Here is a 14,797-nt window from a genome sequence, read left to right on the forward strand (position 1 = left end):
ATAGTATAAAAAAGCTTCAAATAAGTTGTTTTTGATTAAAATTCGTGATTATTATCACTAAATTTAAATCAAAAAATAGGTGCGGAATGACGGATTTACACCATTTTCCAGTGAAAATTAGCTAGTGTGAGCAGAGCTTACCCGCCTCTTTTACTCTACTCACGCTATACCCGTTATCTTTCAAGTTGTCTCTTTGTTGGCTGCACTCACTCACCCCGGTCACATAGTTACCTATGCTCTCGGGGATTCGCTCCCTTGCCGTCGCGATCCATCTTGAAATCCATAGGGTATAAATAATATAACCAGATTAATTAAATACTCCGGTAGAAAGATATCTATCGCCACGGTCGCAGATAATGGCAACAATGACAGAACCTGGATTTTGTGCTGCAACACTTAATGCTCCAGCAACAGCACCGCCGGAACTGACCCCACAGAAAATTCCTTCTTTCTGAGCTAATAAACGCATGGTATCTTCAGCTTCCTGCTGAGTGATATCCAGCACTTGATCAACTAACTCCTTGCGGAAAATGCCAGGCAAATAAGCCGGCGACCAACGGCGAATACCTGGAATATGGCTATCCGCCGCCGGCTGTAAGCCAATAATCTGTACACTATTAGATTGGCTTTTTAAATAGCGGCTAACACCAGTAATGGTTCCCGTCGTTCCCATACTGGAAACAAAATGCGTAATACGCCCTTGCGTCTGTTGCCAAATTTCAGGTCCTGTCGTCGTAAAATGCGCTAAAGGATTATCCGGGTTATTGAATTGATCAAGAACTTTGCCTTCGCCATTACGCTCCATTTGCTGAGCTAAATCACGTGCGCCTTCCATGCCCATTGCTCTACTCACCAAAATCAGTTCTGCACCATAAGCTCGCATAGAAGCCTGACGCTCAAGACTCATATTATCAGGCATCAATAATTTAAGATGATAACCTTTTACTGCGGCAATCATTGCCAACGCAATACCCGTATTTCCGCTAGTGGCTTCAATCAACACGTCACCGGGAGAAATTTCACCGCGCAATTCAGCCTGCTGAATCATTGATAGCGCTGTTCTGTCTTTTATCGAGCCGGCCGGATTATTACCCTCAAGTTTTACCCATATTTCCACCCCTAGCTTATCGGTGATTCGTTGTAATTTTATCAGCGGGGTATTACCTATAAAATGTTCCAAGCTTGCCACAGCTATTACCCAAATTTTATTTAATAGAACAGCGAAATAACCATATTCAGACACATATCGCAAGACCTTAAATAAAAAATGCCCATCCCTGGCGGTAAGGAGATGAGCAAAATGGTACCAACCAAATCTTAAGTAATTATCAAGCAGTTTGGGCTAAACTCAGTGTTTGCAATTGTTTATCGCCCGCATATAAACGTGCTTCAGTGCCACCAATAAAATAACGGCTTCCTCTTGTAGGTACTGAAGTTTCATCAAACCAAATAACAGCAACCGACTCATGATGCCAACCTAGAGGCTGGACCGAAAGCTGCCAGAAATGCCCTCTGGGACTGACCTCAGTCACTTGTACCGGCAACGGGCTGGAAGGTGTCGGTTGCGAGTTCATCATGATATCCCACGGACGTAGGAATACATCGACATTCCCCTGATGGATTGGCGTCACATTGAGAGGTAAGTGCTGTCCGCCAATCAATAGCTGCGAGCCTTTAATCTCACCATTAAAATGATTGACCTCCCCTAGAAACTCCATCACAAAACGGCTTGCCGGATAACGCCATACCTCTTGTGGCGTAGCGACCTGTTCAATATTCCCTTGTCTCATGACAACAACCCGGTCAGCCACTTCCATCGCTTCTTCCTGATCGTGAGTGACAAAGACACTGGTAAATTTAAGTTCTTCATGGAGCTGGCGTAGCCAACGGCGTAATTCCATTCTTACCTGCGCATCCAGTGCGCCAAACGGTTCATCAAGTAATAGAATTTGTGGTTCAACAGCCAATGCTCTTGCCAATGCTACCCGCTGCTTTTGCCCACCAGAAAGTTGCGATGGATAGCGTTCAGCAAGATGCGTTAATTGCACCATCTCCAGCAACTCCATAACCTTACGGCGGATAGCCGCCATATTCGGACGCTTACGTCGTGGCAGTACTGTCAACCCAAAAGCAACGTTATCAAACACGGTCATATGCCGAAACAGTGCATAATGCTGAAATACGAACCCAACTTGCCGATCTTTAGCATGCATACGGCTAACATCTTGCCCGTGGAAACTCAGTTTCCCCTCGGTTTGTTGTTCCAGACCAGCAATAATCCTCAACAAGGTTGTTTTACCGGAGCCTGACGGACCAAGCAGAGCAATCATTTCTCCAGAAAAAATATTCAGAGTGACATCGCTCAGAACCTGAGTCCGACCAAAATATTTACTGATATTGTTAATTTCAATACTCATATTCTGCTCCTACCTTAACCATGTTGGCGACTTAACCGCCACTGCAAAGCACTTTTAACTATCAAAGTGATAATTGCCATCAATGCCAACAATGCCGCCGCGGTAAATGCCCCTACTGTGTTGTAATCTTGATGCAGTAGTTCAACCTGCAACGGCAATGTGTAAGTTTCACCACGAATAGCGCCGGATACCACTGAAACAGCGCCAAATTCACCAATCGCCCGGGCATTGGTTAAAACCACACCGTATAACAACGCCCAACGAATATTAGGTAACGTCACCCGCCAAAACATTTTCCAGCCAGACGCCCCCAATAAAATTGCAGCTTCATCCTCTTGGCTCCCTTGACTAAGCATCATCGGCACCAGTTCTCGAACAACAAACGGACAAGTCACAAATATCGTTACCAAGACCATCCCCGGCCAGGAAAACATCAATTGGATATCATAGGGTTCCAGCAAACTCCCTGCCCAACCATTCGAACCATAAAATAATAAGTAGAGCAGTCCAGCTACGACCGGCGAAACAGCAAACGGAATGTCGATCAATGTCAATAAACATTGCCGCCCCGGAAATTGAAAACGCGTCACCAGCCAAGCGAGCATGACGCCAAAAATTAGATTCACCGGAACAGTAATTAATGCGATCAGTATCGTTAACCAGATGGCATGCAACATATCAGGATCTAAAAGATTCTCAGTGACTACCTCAACTCCTTTAGAAAAGGCGGTCATAAATATCCAGACAATGGGGATCACTAACAGTAAGATTGAAAACAATACGCCTGTTATGATCAACGTCCATTTACCCCAATTTATAGGTAGTCGTTGCGCTACATGAGATTCAGATAATTCAACCATTAATGCCCTCCAATCCGTTTACCAAAGCGGCTTTGCAGAGTATTAATGCTAAACAGTAAGATCAGGGATATTGCCAATATAACCGATGCAATAGCACTGGCCGCTGGGTAATCAAACTCCTGTAAGCGGATGAAAATCATCAGCGATACTACTTCTGTTTGCCATGCAATGTTACCGGCAATAAAGATCACGGCACCAAATTCCCCCAAACTGCGGGTAAAAGAGAGTGCTGTGCCGGCAATTAAAGCGGGAGACAATTCTGGCAACACAACCCGCCAAAAAGTTTGCCAACGATTAGCGCCTAATGTTTGAGCTGCTTCTTCATATTCTGGCCCTAGCTCTTCAAGTACCGGCTGAATAGTTCGCACTACAAATGGCAGGCTTGTAAACGCCATCGCCACCGCAATACCTAACCAAGTATTGACTACTTTCACATCAAAGTGCCCAAGCAAAGAGCCATACCAACCACTAACAGAGAATAGCGTTGCCAATGTCAATCCCGCTACCGCAGTAGGTAACGCAAAAGGGAGATCCATCAAACCATCTAATAAGCTACGGCCTGGGAAACGATAGCGAGTTAAAATCCATGCCATCAGCATACCAAACACCGCATTAAACAAGCTGGCAACCGCGGCTGCCAACAATGTCACTTTATAAGCCGCCACAACTTGGGGATTAGCAATGATCTGCCAATACTGTTCCCAAGTCATACTGGAAAGCTGCACAACTAATGCGCTCAGAGGTAACAATAAGATCAAGCAGGTATAGAACAGGCTACTGCCTAAGCTTAACCCGAAACCAGGCAATACTCGCTTACTGGATCTCGAAAACATTACTTATGCCCCTCGGCCAGCAATTGATCCAGTATGCCGCCAGTATTGAAATGAGTTTTCATCACTTGCGGCCAACCACCAAATTGATCCTCCAATCGAAACAGCTTGGTTGCTGGAAAACGGGCTTTCTGCTGAGCCATCACGTCTTTATCACTGACACGATAATTAAAGCTGGTAATGATCTGCTGTGCCTGTGGGCTATAAAGATAATTTAGATAAGCTTTGGCCACTTTCTCTGTACCGTTTTTCGCAATATGCTTATCAACCCAAGCCACTGGGAATTCTGCCAGAATACCTACCGGTGGAACGATCACTTCATATTTATCATCACCATACTGCTTGCGAATGTTGTTCACTTCAGATTCGAAACTGATCAGTACATCACCCAAACCACGTTCAATAAATGAAGTTGTCGCCCCTCGACCGCCAGTATCAAACACGGCGACATTTTTCAGGAAATGCTTCATCCACTCACGAGTTTTACCCTGATCTCCACTATTTTCCTGCTGAATAGCTCCCCAGGCAGCCAAATAAGTATATCGGCCATTACCGGAGGTTTTAGGGCTTGGGAAGACTAATTTGACATCTTGACGCACCAAGTCATCCCAATTACGAATATTTTTGGGGTTGCCTTTACGTACAAGAAACGCCATCGTGGAATAGTAAGGTGAGCTGCTATTTGGCAGACGGTTCTGCCAATCAGCCGGGATCAGCTTGCCGCGATCATGCAAAATTTGCACATCTGTTACCTGATTGTAAGTCACCACATCAGCCCGTAATCCCTGAAGAATCGCCAGTGCTTGTTTGGAGGAACCGGCGTGGGATTGTTTGATTATCAATTTGTCTTGTGGATACTGTTCATTCCACTGTTTTTCAAATTCAGGATTCAGTACAGAAAATAACTCACGCGCAACATCATAAGAGCTGTTTAACAGCTCTACGGCAAAGACATGACTGCTGCCTAATAAAGTTACTACTACCAGCCCGTTTAGTATTGTATTTTTTACTGAATACTTTCTCATTTATCACCTTATCCGTTATTTCATCAAATAACGCGCCAGTGACTAATGTATCCAGTTTATTTATAACAGGGTAGATAACTATCACCGTTTAATATACTAAATTGCAATTAGAAAGCATGAAACGCAATAAGCTGGCGAAATAGTAAGACTTTTAAATGGAAAATGCGGGCCTGTTACGGCACCGCAAGAGGAACCTAAACCGACTCAGTTGGTGCTTTAATTAGGAACGCTTATCGCTTCCAAATGATACGTTCCACTTTCCAATTTTTCAGCACATCATCAGAAGGAATCAAACCTTCAGGACCACTCCAATGGCCTGTAAACAGATAACTAACATGTCTGCTCTGTGGGGATGCACAGACAATAGCGCTCTTATCTGATTCACCTACCGTGTTTTGGCAAGCATCAAATGCCCTGCTATAAAGTGCCGAAAATGGCATACCAACCTTTGTTCCCCAGACGGTTTCAATATTTTCATCCAACACTTCAATACGACCGATTTTTCCATCGGCTTGACCAAATAGCGCTATCTTCAATTGATCACCGTCCATTGCTTGAAAGAGTGTCACCAATTGGCCATTTTTTGTTTCCATACCGCTACGTAAGTGGTACTTTCCATCCAATCCCTTCTCTATTGCCTCTTTATTCATTGCTGTCAGACTATTTATTTCTCCTACACCCTGATCTGAGATTTTTAAGGAACTGCCAAACCAGCTAAAAGGAGACAAATTCGACCATGAAAAACCCGATGAACCCGTACAACCGGCCAGTAACAATGCACCACTTATTGTGATAAAACGCAATCCTGTCAACATGTTAGTTAAAGTATACTTCTGCATAACTGATTCCCTTATAGCTCAATACAGCGATAGGCACTGAGACATCACATCTGATTGTTAGTTTCAGAGAATATTTAAATTAATTACTTTAGATTAATATTTTATTGATAAAATACAACTTAGCGGTATTATTACCTCCCCCTAAAAATCATCACTATTAGTAAGGTCAATATGATGAAAAAAATATTTATAACCACCGCCTTGATTACTTTGTTCAGTATGCCGTCAATAGCTCAAACCTCACAGACGCAATTTGGTGGTTTTTCCGGTCCCGATTCAACACAACCCCCCGTCCAAGCAGCACCACAAGGTGGTTTTGTCGATCACAATGCAAGAGTTTCCACCACCCAACAAGTTAAAAATATGAGAGATGACAGTTGGGTCGTACTGGAAGGGCATATTGAATCCCGTATCCACAGTGATCACTTCATATTCCGCGATAATGCAGGAATTGTTGAAGTGGAAGTTGATCATAAATACTGGAATGGCCAAACGATAACGCCTCAAGATAGAGTCCGTCTTGAAGGTGAAGTCGATAAAGAGTGGAATGGTATGACTGTTGATGTGAAAAAAGTCACTAAATTAAACTAATAATTGAACTAATGGCTTGTGGCTGAGTGGAATGCTTTCACTCAGCCATATTCTAAACTCAATATTCCTGATCACCAATCAAACGCTTACTGAAAATAACGCTCTCTTGATAACGATCTTCATATTCCAGTTTTTCACACATATAGATAGTGGCATCATTATCTTCAGGAACAATAAGAACTATTTTTGGACAACCACGGGCAATCAATTTCTTTTCTAATCGGGCAATTAATGCATTCGCAATTCCTCTACCGCGAAATTCAGGATGAACTCCCAAATAATAAGCAGAGCCACGATGACCATCATAACCACCCATAATCGTCCCAACCACTTCACCAGCCACTTCCGCGACTAAAAACAGGTCAGGATCATGAGTCAATTTACGCTCAATATCCACTTCAGGATCAACACCAGGATTAAGTAAATCGCAGCGTTCCCATAAGGTGATCACTTCTTCAAAATCATCTTGTCGAAATACCCGAATTTCCATCCCTAACCAACCTGTTTTTATCGAAATAACTATTTTCTCATTATCTCCGCTTTAACACCGGAATCAATACGAAAATGCGTTCTCTTCCACTATTCTTTTCCACTAACAGCTATAATATAACGTTCACCATATCATAATAGGGAAAGAATCATGAATACACCAAACATTAATCAGATTAAATCTTTTTTCCTTTCATTACAGGATGAAATTTGCCGACAACTAGAACAGGCAGACGGCAAAGCAAAATTTACTGAGCAATGCTGGCAACGAGAAAAAGGCGGCGGAGGCCGTAGTCGAATTATAAAAGAAGGCGCGATATTCGAACAAGCAGGCGCTAATTTTTCTCATGTATCAGGAGACATACTTCCCTCATCAGCAACAGCTCTCCGTCCTGAACTGACCGGCCGGCATTATCAAGCAATGGGCGTCTCTCTGGTTATTCATCCTTTGAATCCCTATATACCAACCAGTCATGCCAATGTTCGGTTCTTTATTGCAGAAAAAGAAGGTGAAGCGCCAGTATGGTGGTTTGGTGGCGGTTTTGATTTAACACCTTATTATGGTTTCAAGGAAGATGCTATTCACTGGCACATCACCGCCAAAAATATATGTCAACCTTATGGAGAAGATGTTTATCCAAAATATAAAAAATGGTGTGATAATTATTTTTATATTAAACATCGTGATGAAGCCCGTGGAATTGGTGGCTTATTTTATGACGACTTAAATACACCTGACTTTGAACATTGTTTCAATTTCACTCAAGATGTAGGTAAAGGTTTTCTTTCTGCCTATTTACCTATTGTAGAAAAAAGGAAAAACATATTATGGGGTGAACGTGAACGACAATTTCAATTATATCGCCGTAGTCGCTATGTAGAATTTAACCTCGTTTGGGACAGAGGAACCTTATTTGGATTACAAAGCGGAGGACGAACAGAATCTATCTTAATGTCCATGCCACCATTAGTTCGCTGGGAATATGATTATCACCCTGAACCAGGATCTGCGGAAGCCGCTTTATATATCGACTTTCTACCAGCAAAAAACTGGATATGATTTTTTATCATGTTAGGAATATTATAAAAAACTATTCCTAACTATTTATATTTTTATTACAGCCAATGTAAGAATCCCTCACATAAAAAAACTTAACAATTTATTAACAACCCCTTAACACAAAAGAAGCAGGCTGGACCTGATGACTATCTGCTGGAAACGTGTTTAATATGAACCCGTACCTAAAGAGTACCTCTAATTAATAACTAAAAATTTATTCCAGGAGATATTTTATGCAAATACAAAACAATAACTACAGAGGCGTAATACCGCCGTACATTCTTCAAAATATCTATAATAATGACAATGAAAAGAAGAAAGTATTAATGACATTAAATCACACTCAGAGTTTAATGTTGGATAATGTTATTAAAGAATCTTCCGATGATTCCGGCGATGACGATAAAGTTACTAATACAACTATACATCGTTCTATTCACGATGCAGAAAATAAACGCAAGTTGCCGGGAAAATTAGTACGAGATGAAGGAGATCCAGATAACGGAGATAAATCAGTTGATAACGCATATAGATATTTAGAAGCAACTTACAATTTCTATAAAGAAGTTTTTAATCGCAACTCATTAGATGATAAAGGAATGAAATTGATTGCCACCGTGCATTATGGCGAAGAATATATGAATGCATTCTGGGGCAACGGACAAATGGTATTTGGCGACGGAGATGGTAAAACCTTTAATGATTTCACAACCTCTGTCGATGTGATCGGCCATGAATTATCACATGGTGTTATTGAAAAAACCGCAGATTTGGTCTATTTCTTCCAGTCTGGCGCGTTGAATGAATCAATAGCGGATGTTTTTGGCTCATTAGTAAAACAACATTACCTGAAACAAAAAGCTGATGAAGCAGATTGGGTTATGGGAAGTGAATTGCTGGGCAAAGATATTAAAGGTGTAGGGATTCGTTCACTGAAAAAACCTGGCAGCGCATATGATGATGAAACTCTCGGTAAAGATCCACAGCCTGGTCATATGGATGATTATAAAGACTTGCCGATTTACAGAGACAATGGTGGTGTTCATATTAATTCGGGTATTCCTAATAAAGCCTTCTATAATCTGGCGATAAAATTAGGTGGATATGCCTGGGAAAAAGCAGGAAAAATATGGTACAACACTTTGTTGGATAAAGAGCTTGCCCGGGATGCTAATTTCGTAGCCTTCGCCAAGTTAACAATTAAACATGCTCGTGAGTTATTTGATGAGGATGTTGAAAAAGCAGCAATTGATAGCTGGACAGAAGTGGGCGTTAAAGTGAAGGAAGATAAAAATAAAGACGATAAGGGCGGTGACAAAGGCGATAAAGGCGGCGACAAGGACGATAAAGGCGGCGATAAAGACAAAACTAAAGATAAAACTGAAGAGTAATCTATAAACATATCGCTGGCTTAACGCCAGCGATATTTTATTATTTGTAATACCTGACTTGTAAAAAATATATCTAATAGAAGATGCCAAAATTGTTAAAGACGAATTTCACGCTATACTAAACAGACCTGAAAAATAACCGTAAAAATTTGGTATATTATGAATAATAAAACTCTCAAACTCACAACTGATAGTAAAATTACAATTTCCCTACAAGGAGGATTTGCCGCTACGCCTGGCCTTAACCAAGATAAAACAGTGAATTTAGAATCATTGTCTTCACACCAACAACAGTTATTTCTTCAAGCTATAGAACAAGACTTTTCCGATTCTATGCCATCAGCGCCATATCCTGATCAAGATTATTATCTGCTTAGTATCGTCAATGGAAATGAAGAACACCATTTCACCCTTCCTGAGTCAGATGCACCAGAAATCATTAACCAGATATGGGACGCCGACAAAAAGGGTGGTTAATCACCACCCCTTTTCCTATTAGCATTAACGCTTTTTCAGATGCGCCATCAGACGTTTACGTTTACGCATTTGATTAGGTGTCAACGTATTACGTTTGTCAGCATAGGGATTTGCCCCTTCTTTAAACTGAATCCGAATGGGCGTCCCCATCACCTTTAGGGATCGGCGAAAATAGTTCATCAGATAACGCTTATAAGAATCAGGCAAATCAGTTACCTGATTACCGTGGATCACAACAATTGGTGGATTATAACCACCGGCATGAGCATATTTCATTTTCACCCTGCGACCACGGATCATCGGCGGTTGATGATCTTCTTCGGCCATATGCATGATACGGGTTAGCAGTGAAGTATTGACACGGCGAGTGGCGCAATCATAAGCTTCAAGAATCGAGTCAAACAGATTCCCCACTCCACTGCCATGTAGAGCGGAGATAAAATGTACTCTGGCAAAGTCAACAAAACCAAGGCGATAATCCAGCATCTCCTTCACACGCTCTTTATCTTCTTGCGACATGCCATCCCACTTATTGACCGCAATGACCAATGAGCGTCCACTATTAAGAATAAAACCCAATAATGACAAATCTTGATCGGAAATGCCTTCTCGCGCATCGATCACCAGCAATACAACATTAGCATCTTCAATCGCTTGAAGAGTTTTGATGACTGAAAATTTTTCAACCGTTTCAGTGATCTTACCGCGCTTACGTACCCCTGCGGTATCAATAAGGATATATTCGCGGCCATTGCGCTCCATTGGAATATAAATACTGTCACGAGTAGTGCCAGGCATGTCATAAACCACAACCCTTTCTTCACCCAAGATACGGTTAGTCAACGTAGACTTACCCACATTTGGCCTACCAACAATAGCTAATTTCAATGGCAGAGTTGATGGATCAAAATCTTCCTCTTCTTCTACCATCTCAATTTCATTCTGTTCCTGCTCTGCCCAATAAGCCGCGTTGGCTTCTTCCTCAGTCAGCTCAACCTCTTCTTCTTCACCTTTACCAGAGAAAGGTAACAGTACTCGTTCAATAAGCTGGGTAACGCCACGACCATGAGAAGCAGCGATAGAGTAGATATCCCCCAATCCGAGGGAATAAAATTCAGCAATAGCGGTATCAATATCCACACCGTCGGTCTTATTCGCGACCAAAAAAGTGGCTCTTTCGCGGCTACGTAGATGTTTTGCTATCGCGTGGTCTGCTGGCATCAGTCCGGCGCGAGCATCTACCATAAACAGAACAATATCGGCCTCTTCAATCGCCATCAAAGATTGAGCTGCCATATGGGTTTCTACACCCTCTTCGGTGCCATCGATACCACCAGTATCAATGATGATAAACTCCTGCCCTTCAACCTCAGCTCGACCATATTTACGGTCGCGAGTCAGACCTGGAAAATCCGCTACCAGCGCATCTCTTGTACGGGTTAAACGGTTAAATAATGTGGACTTACCCACATTTGGGCGCCCTACCAGAGCGACGACAGGTATCATTTGTTGATGCCTCATGACTTAATTTGAAATTAGTATTCTGCTGTTCATCACAACAGGACACTAAAAAGACGAAACGGCTCCTGTTGTCTTTCTCTCCAGGAGCCGTAGGACTATAACTAACGCTTTACTTTATTTCCGGTAAACAGGCAGTAAGCAATACTCAACGGGTAAACAGATAAACCGTACCGTCTTTCGCCTGCACCATTAATTTATCACTGGCTACAACCGGACGGCTCATTAAACCAGAACTATCAACTTTATGTTGAGCAACAAACTTACCGTCATCCATATTCAGCCAATGCAGATAACCTTCACTGTCGCCGACAACCAGATAGCCATTATACATTTCAGGCGCGGTTAAATTACGGTGTTGCAATTTTGTCTGAGTCCACAAAGTGACGCCATCACTTTGACGCAGCCCCATAACCCGATCGTTTTGGTCAACAATATAGATATTATCACCAGAAACAACCATCTCGTTCACTGAACCCAAATCGCGCTTCCAGAGGATCTGACCTGAACGCATATCAAGCGCCACCAGATTACCGTTATAAGCTATTGCATATATCACGCCCTCAGAAATAACCGGTGTCGTATCAACATCATTAAGACGACCGATTTCTGTAGAGCTGGTTACCTGAGAAATACGTTGTTGCCAAATCAACTGCCCCTGAGAAATCAAGACGGCGTTGACACGACCATTATCCCCACCGACGATAGCAGCACCGTAAGCCGCGGCAGGCGCCGATTCACCACGCAATGATAATGATGGCGTATCCAAATTAACGGACCATCGCACTTTACCATCAGACTCACTTAATGCCTGCAACATCCCATTGCTAGTATGAATCAATACCAAACCATCACTCACCACAGGACGCGACAACGCTTCACCGGCGACGTCAGATTGCCAGGCAACTTGGCCGTCTTTGGTATCCAATGCAATAACTTTGGCACGTTCAGTGCCTACATATAGATGATCCCCTGCAACGGTCAGACCACCAGAGAGCAATGCAGGTATACGGGAAGAGAGGAGACCCGCTTTTTCAGCCAGATTCACCGACCATATCTCTTTACCACTATCAATGTCCAACGCCTTAACGATGCCATGACGATCAGCAACATAAACAGCGGAGCCTTGCCAGGTTGGCGTCAAGTGAGAATAATAACGGCCTACACCATCACCTACAGATTTATCCCAAACCTCGCTTGGATTAAATTGATTTTCAACCTTTGGCAACGGTGACATCGTTACCGTGTCTTGCTCACTTGAACAACCAGCTAGCAGAACAGAAGCGACCAAACCAACCAAGAGTGTTTTACGCAGTTGCATTGAAAGAATTCCCCTTAGCTGGATAAGTTATTCAATTTAAGATTTAACATCGATTTGATCGCCTGTGGCGAATCTGAACTCAAACCTTTGGTGTACGCTGCGCGGGCGCCGGCAATATCACCTTTTTTCAACAGTGCATCACCGCGGATATCCTCTGCGACGGCAACCCAACCGGAACCTTTGACCAGTTCCAACGTTTTCAACGCAGCATCCGTTTTATCTTCTGCCAATTGAACCCTGGCTAAGCGAATATTCACCAGAGCCTGCAAATCCTCATTTTTTGCCTGACCAGCAGCCGCAGATAAAAACTGATCTGCTTTAGTTAACTCACTCTTTTCAACAGCAAGTTGAGCCAAATGCATGTGCGTCATCACGCCATAACTGTTATTCGTTTCACTGGCAAATTTTTCAGCAGCAGCATGACCCTCTTTTGTACTGGCAATTAATCCTCGATCTACCCGTTCAAAAGCTTCTGCGCTTTCCTGCAACTGATTTGTCTGATGAGATTGCCAATAACGCCAGCCAATCAGCGCCCCGGCACCCAGCACCAGTCCCAAAACCAAGGCTTTACCATTATTGGCAAAAAAGCGACGGATCGCGTCTACTTGTTCGTTTTCATTGGTATAGACTTCCACAAAGTCTCTCCTTAACCTAACAGTTCAGCCAAACGAGCTGCAATTTCGCTTTGCGGCGACGTTTGTTGTTCGCCTGTACGTAAATCTTTAATGGCTACCTGACCAGAACGAACTTCATCCTCACCGAGGATCAGCGCAATTTTAGCGCCTTGTTTATCCGCACGTCCCAGTTGCTTCTTAAAGTTACCACCACCGTGGTTCATCATTAAACGCAATTCGGGCAACATATCACGTACCTGTTCAGCCAAAATCAATGCTGCTTGCTGACTACCTTCACCAAAAGAAGCGAGATAAACATCTGCGACTGACCGCTCCGCAGTAAATGCTGGATTAATTTCTTGTACCAGCAAAACCAGACGTTCCATCCCCATAGCAAAACCCACAGCAGGCGTTGGTCTGCCTCCCAGTTGTTCAACCAGCCCATCGTACCGACCGCCGGCACAAACCGTCCCTTGAGCCCCGAGTGCCGTCGTTACCCATTCAAATACTGTGCGGTTATAATAATCCAGACCACGAACCAAACGCTGATTAATCCGATATTTGATACCCGCCCCATCAAGAAGCGCACACAGGCTATCAAAATGTTCCTTTGATTCGGCATCAAGATAATCAAACAGTTCCGGCGCATCATTAAGAAGTTGCTGAACCTCTGGATTTTTTGAATCCAGAACACGTAATGGATTGCTGTACATACGGCGTTTGCAATCTTCATCCAGCTTATCTTTGTGCTGCTCAAGAAAAGCCACCAACGCTTCGCGGTAATTGGCTCGAGCCGCCAACGAACCAATGGAATTCAGTTCAAGCGTCACATGCTCAAAAATACCGAGCTCACGCCACCAGCGGGCAGTCAATAAAATAAGTTCGGCATCAATATCAGGCCCTTGAAGACCAAAAACTTCCGCCCCTAACTGGTAGAATTGGCGGTAACGGCCTTTTTGCGGTCGCTCATAACGGAACATCGGCCCTAAATACCATACGCGCTGTTCCTGATTGTACAGCAGACCATGTTCAATACCGGCACGCACACAACCTGCGGTATTTTCAGGGCGTAGGGTTATACTTTCACCATTGCGATCATCAAAGGTATACATCTCCTTTTCAACCACATCAGTGACTTCCCCAATAGCTCGTTTAAATAACGGGGTCTGCTCTACAATCGGTGTACGGATCTCACTATAACCATAACCCGCCAGTACCCGTTTCAAAATAGTTTCGATACGCTGCCAGATAACCGTATCTGCCGGCAAGTAGTCATTCATGCCTCGAATAGCTTGGATATTTTTTGCCACGTTTTATCTCTAGTTAATGATTCAAAAATGATGTTGATTGATTATAGAAGCGAAT

15 protein-coding genes are annotated in these 14,797 nt (G+C 43.0%); 4 read left to right on the top strand and 11 right to left on the bottom strand.

What is annotated here, in order from left to right:
• Positions 1 to 307: 307 nt before the first annotated feature.
• The 6 genes from cysM to BA1DRAFT_RS17015 all read right to left on the bottom strand — a co-directional run bounded on the left by cysM (position 308) and on the right by BA1DRAFT_RS17015 (position 5,971).
• On the bottom strand, positions 308 to 1,189 hold the full coding sequence (gene cysM / locus BA1DRAFT_RS16990; protein WP_036781642.1) for a cysteine synthase CysM: 882 nt from the start codon (positions 1,187 to 1,189) through the stop codon (positions 308 to 310).
• A 139-nt stretch (positions 1,190 to 1,328) separates the two neighbouring features.
• Positions 1,329 to 2,417 (bottom strand): sulfate/thiosulfate ABC transporter ATP-binding protein CysA, encoded by a 1,089-nt coding sequence (cysA, locus tag BA1DRAFT_RS16995; protein WP_036781590.1) that lies wholly within the window; start codon positions 2,415 to 2,417, stop codon positions 1,329 to 1,331.
• A gap of 14 nt (positions 2,418 to 2,431) precedes the next feature.
• Positions 2,432 to 3,277 (bottom strand): sulfate/thiosulfate ABC transporter permease CysW, encoded by an 846-nt coding sequence (gene cysW / locus BA1DRAFT_RS17000; RefSeq protein ID WP_036781593.1) that lies wholly within the window; start codon positions 3,275 to 3,277, stop codon positions 2,432 to 2,434.
• Positions 3,277 to 4,110, bottom strand: a complete 834-nt coding sequence (cysT, locus tag BA1DRAFT_RS17005) for a sulfate/thiosulfate ABC transporter permease CysT (RefSeq protein ID WP_036781596.1) — start codon at positions 4,108 to 4,110, stop codon at positions 3,277 to 3,279. The genes cysW and cysT overlap by 1 nt, the downstream gene beginning before the upstream one ends.
• On the bottom strand, positions 4,110 to 5,132 hold the full coding sequence (locus tag BA1DRAFT_RS17010; RefSeq protein ID WP_036781598.1) for a sulfate ABC transporter substrate-binding protein: 1,023 nt from the start codon (positions 5,130 to 5,132) through the stop codon (positions 4,110 to 4,112). The genes cysT and BA1DRAFT_RS17010 overlap by 1 nt, the downstream gene beginning before the upstream one ends.
• A gap of 230 nt (positions 5,133 to 5,362) precedes the next feature.
• A complete protein-coding gene (locus tag BA1DRAFT_RS17015) occupies positions 5,363 to 5,971 on the bottom strand; it encodes an RpoE-regulated lipoprotein (RefSeq protein WP_036781601.1) in 609 nt (202 codons plus the stop codon).
• Between the two features lie 174 nt (positions 5,972 to 6,145).
• Between BA1DRAFT_RS17015 and BA1DRAFT_RS17020 the strand changes: the two genes are divergently transcribed.
• Positions 6,146 to 6,562, top strand: a complete 417-nt coding sequence (locus BA1DRAFT_RS17020) for a YgiW/YdeI family stress tolerance OB fold protein (RefSeq protein WP_036781603.1) — start codon at positions 6,146 to 6,148, stop codon at positions 6,560 to 6,562.
• A 58-nt stretch (positions 6,563 to 6,620) separates the two neighbouring features.
• Here the strand turns inward: BA1DRAFT_RS17020 and BA1DRAFT_RS17025 are convergent, their stop codons facing one another.
• Positions 6,621 to 7,052 carry a GNAT family acetyltransferase gene (locus BA1DRAFT_RS17025; RefSeq protein ID WP_036781605.1) on the bottom strand — a complete coding sequence of 144 codons (432 nt, stop codon included), beginning with the start codon at positions 7,050 to 7,052 and terminating at the stop codon, positions 6,621 to 6,623.
• 150 nt (positions 7,053 to 7,202) lie between these two features.
• Here BA1DRAFT_RS17025 and hemF point away from each other — a divergent pair, with 150 nt between their 5' ends.
• From hemF to BA1DRAFT_RS17040, 3 genes are all read left to right on the top strand, one after another.
• Complete coding sequence (gene hemF, locus BA1DRAFT_RS17030) at positions 7,203 to 8,111, top strand: oxygen-dependent coproporphyrinogen oxidase (RefSeq protein WP_036781608.1); 909 nt, start codon at positions 7,203 to 7,205, stop codon at positions 8,109 to 8,111.
• A gap of 233 nt (positions 8,112 to 8,344) precedes the next feature.
• Positions 8,345 to 9,502, top strand: coding sequence for a metalloprotease PrtS (gene prtS / locus BA1DRAFT_RS17035; RefSeq protein ID WP_036781610.1), 1,158 nt, complete (start codon positions 8,345 to 8,347; stop codon positions 9,500 to 9,502).
• 159 nt (positions 9,503 to 9,661) lie between these two features.
• Positions 9,662 to 9,979, top strand: a complete 318-nt coding sequence (locus BA1DRAFT_RS17040; RefSeq protein ID WP_036781612.1) for a protealysin inhibitor emfourin — start codon at positions 9,662 to 9,664, stop codon at positions 9,977 to 9,979.
• A 24-nt stretch (positions 9,980 to 10,003) separates the two neighbouring features.
• Here BA1DRAFT_RS17040 and der read toward each other — a convergent pair whose 3' ends face one another.
• The 4 genes from der to hisS all read right to left on the bottom strand — a co-directional run bounded on the left by der (position 10,004) and on the right by hisS (position 14,742).
• Positions 10,004 to 11,485 carry a ribosome biogenesis GTPase Der gene (gene der / locus BA1DRAFT_RS17045; protein WP_036781615.1) on the bottom strand — a complete coding sequence of 494 codons (1,482 nt, stop codon included), beginning with the start codon at positions 11,483 to 11,485 and terminating at the stop codon, positions 10,004 to 10,006.
• Between the two features lie 160 nt (positions 11,486 to 11,645).
• Positions 11,646 to 12,818 (bottom strand): outer membrane protein assembly factor BamB, encoded by a 1,173-nt coding sequence (gene bamB, locus BA1DRAFT_RS17050; protein ID WP_036781616.1) that lies wholly within the window; start codon positions 12,816 to 12,818, stop codon positions 11,646 to 11,648.
• A 14-nt stretch (positions 12,819 to 12,832) separates the two neighbouring features.
• Complete coding sequence (locus BA1DRAFT_RS17055) at positions 12,833 to 13,453, bottom strand: YfgM family protein (protein ID WP_036781618.1); 621 nt, start codon at positions 13,451 to 13,453, stop codon at positions 12,833 to 12,835.
• Positions 13,454 to 13,464: 11 nt separating this feature from the next.
• Positions 13,465 to 14,742, bottom strand: coding sequence for a histidine--tRNA ligase (gene hisS, locus BA1DRAFT_RS17060; RefSeq protein WP_036781621.1), 1,278 nt, complete (start codon positions 14,740 to 14,742; stop codon positions 13,465 to 13,467).
• Positions 14,743 to 14,797: the final 55 nt, after the last annotated feature.

Origin of the sequence: Photorhabdus aegyptia (genome assembly GCF_000612035.1) — a bacterium.
GTDB lineage: Bacteria > Pseudomonadota > Gammaproteobacteria > Enterobacterales > Enterobacteriaceae > Photorhabdus > Photorhabdus akhurstii.

What these genes read in the sequence shown, in the direction of transcription:
- BA1DRAFT_RS17020 (WP_036781603.1), top strand. Translation starts at nt 6,146, where the DNA reads ATGAAAAAAATATTTATAACCACCGCCTTGATTACTTTGTTCAGTATG.
- BA1DRAFT_RS17025 (WP_036781605.1), bottom strand. Translation starts at nt 7,052, where the DNA reads ATGGAAATTCGGGTATTTCGACAAGATGATTTTGAAGAAGTGATCACC.
- cysW (WP_036781593.1), bottom strand. Translation starts at nt 3,277, where the DNA reads ATGGTTGAATTATCTGAATCTCATGTAGCGCAACGACTACCTATAAAT.
- cysT (WP_036781596.1), bottom strand. Translation starts at nt 4,110, where the DNA reads ATGTTTTCGAGATCCAGTAAGCGAGTATTGCCTGGTTTCGGGTTAAGC.
- BA1DRAFT_RS17040 (WP_036781612.1), top strand. Translation starts at nt 9,662, where the DNA reads ATGAATAATAAAACTCTCAAACTCACAACTGATAGTAAAATTACAATT.
- der (WP_036781615.1), bottom strand. Translation starts at nt 11,485, where the DNA reads ATGATACCTGTCGTCGCTCTGGTAGGGCGCCCAAATGTGGGTAAGTCC.
- BA1DRAFT_RS17015 (WP_036781601.1), bottom strand. Translation starts at nt 5,971, where the DNA reads ATGCAGAAGTATACTTTAACTAACATGTTGACAGGATTGCGTTTTATC.
- cysA (WP_036781590.1), bottom strand. Translation starts at nt 2,417, where the DNA reads ATGAGTATTGAAATTAACAATATCAGTAAATATTTTGGTCGGACTCAG.
- hemF (WP_036781608.1), top strand. Translation starts at nt 7,203, where the DNA reads ATGAATACACCAAACATTAATCAGATTAAATCTTTTTTCCTTTCATTA.
- BA1DRAFT_RS17010 (WP_036781598.1), bottom strand. Translation starts at nt 5,132, where the DNA reads ATGAGAAAGTATTCAGTAAAAAATACAATACTAAACGGGCTGGTAGTA.
- prtS (WP_036781610.1), top strand. Translation starts at nt 8,345, where the DNA reads ATGCAAATACAAAACAATAACTACAGAGGCGTAATACCGCCGTACATT.
- bamB (WP_036781616.1), bottom strand. Translation starts at nt 12,818, where the DNA reads ATGCAACTGCGTAAAACACTCTTGGTTGGTTTGGTCGCTTCTGTTCTG.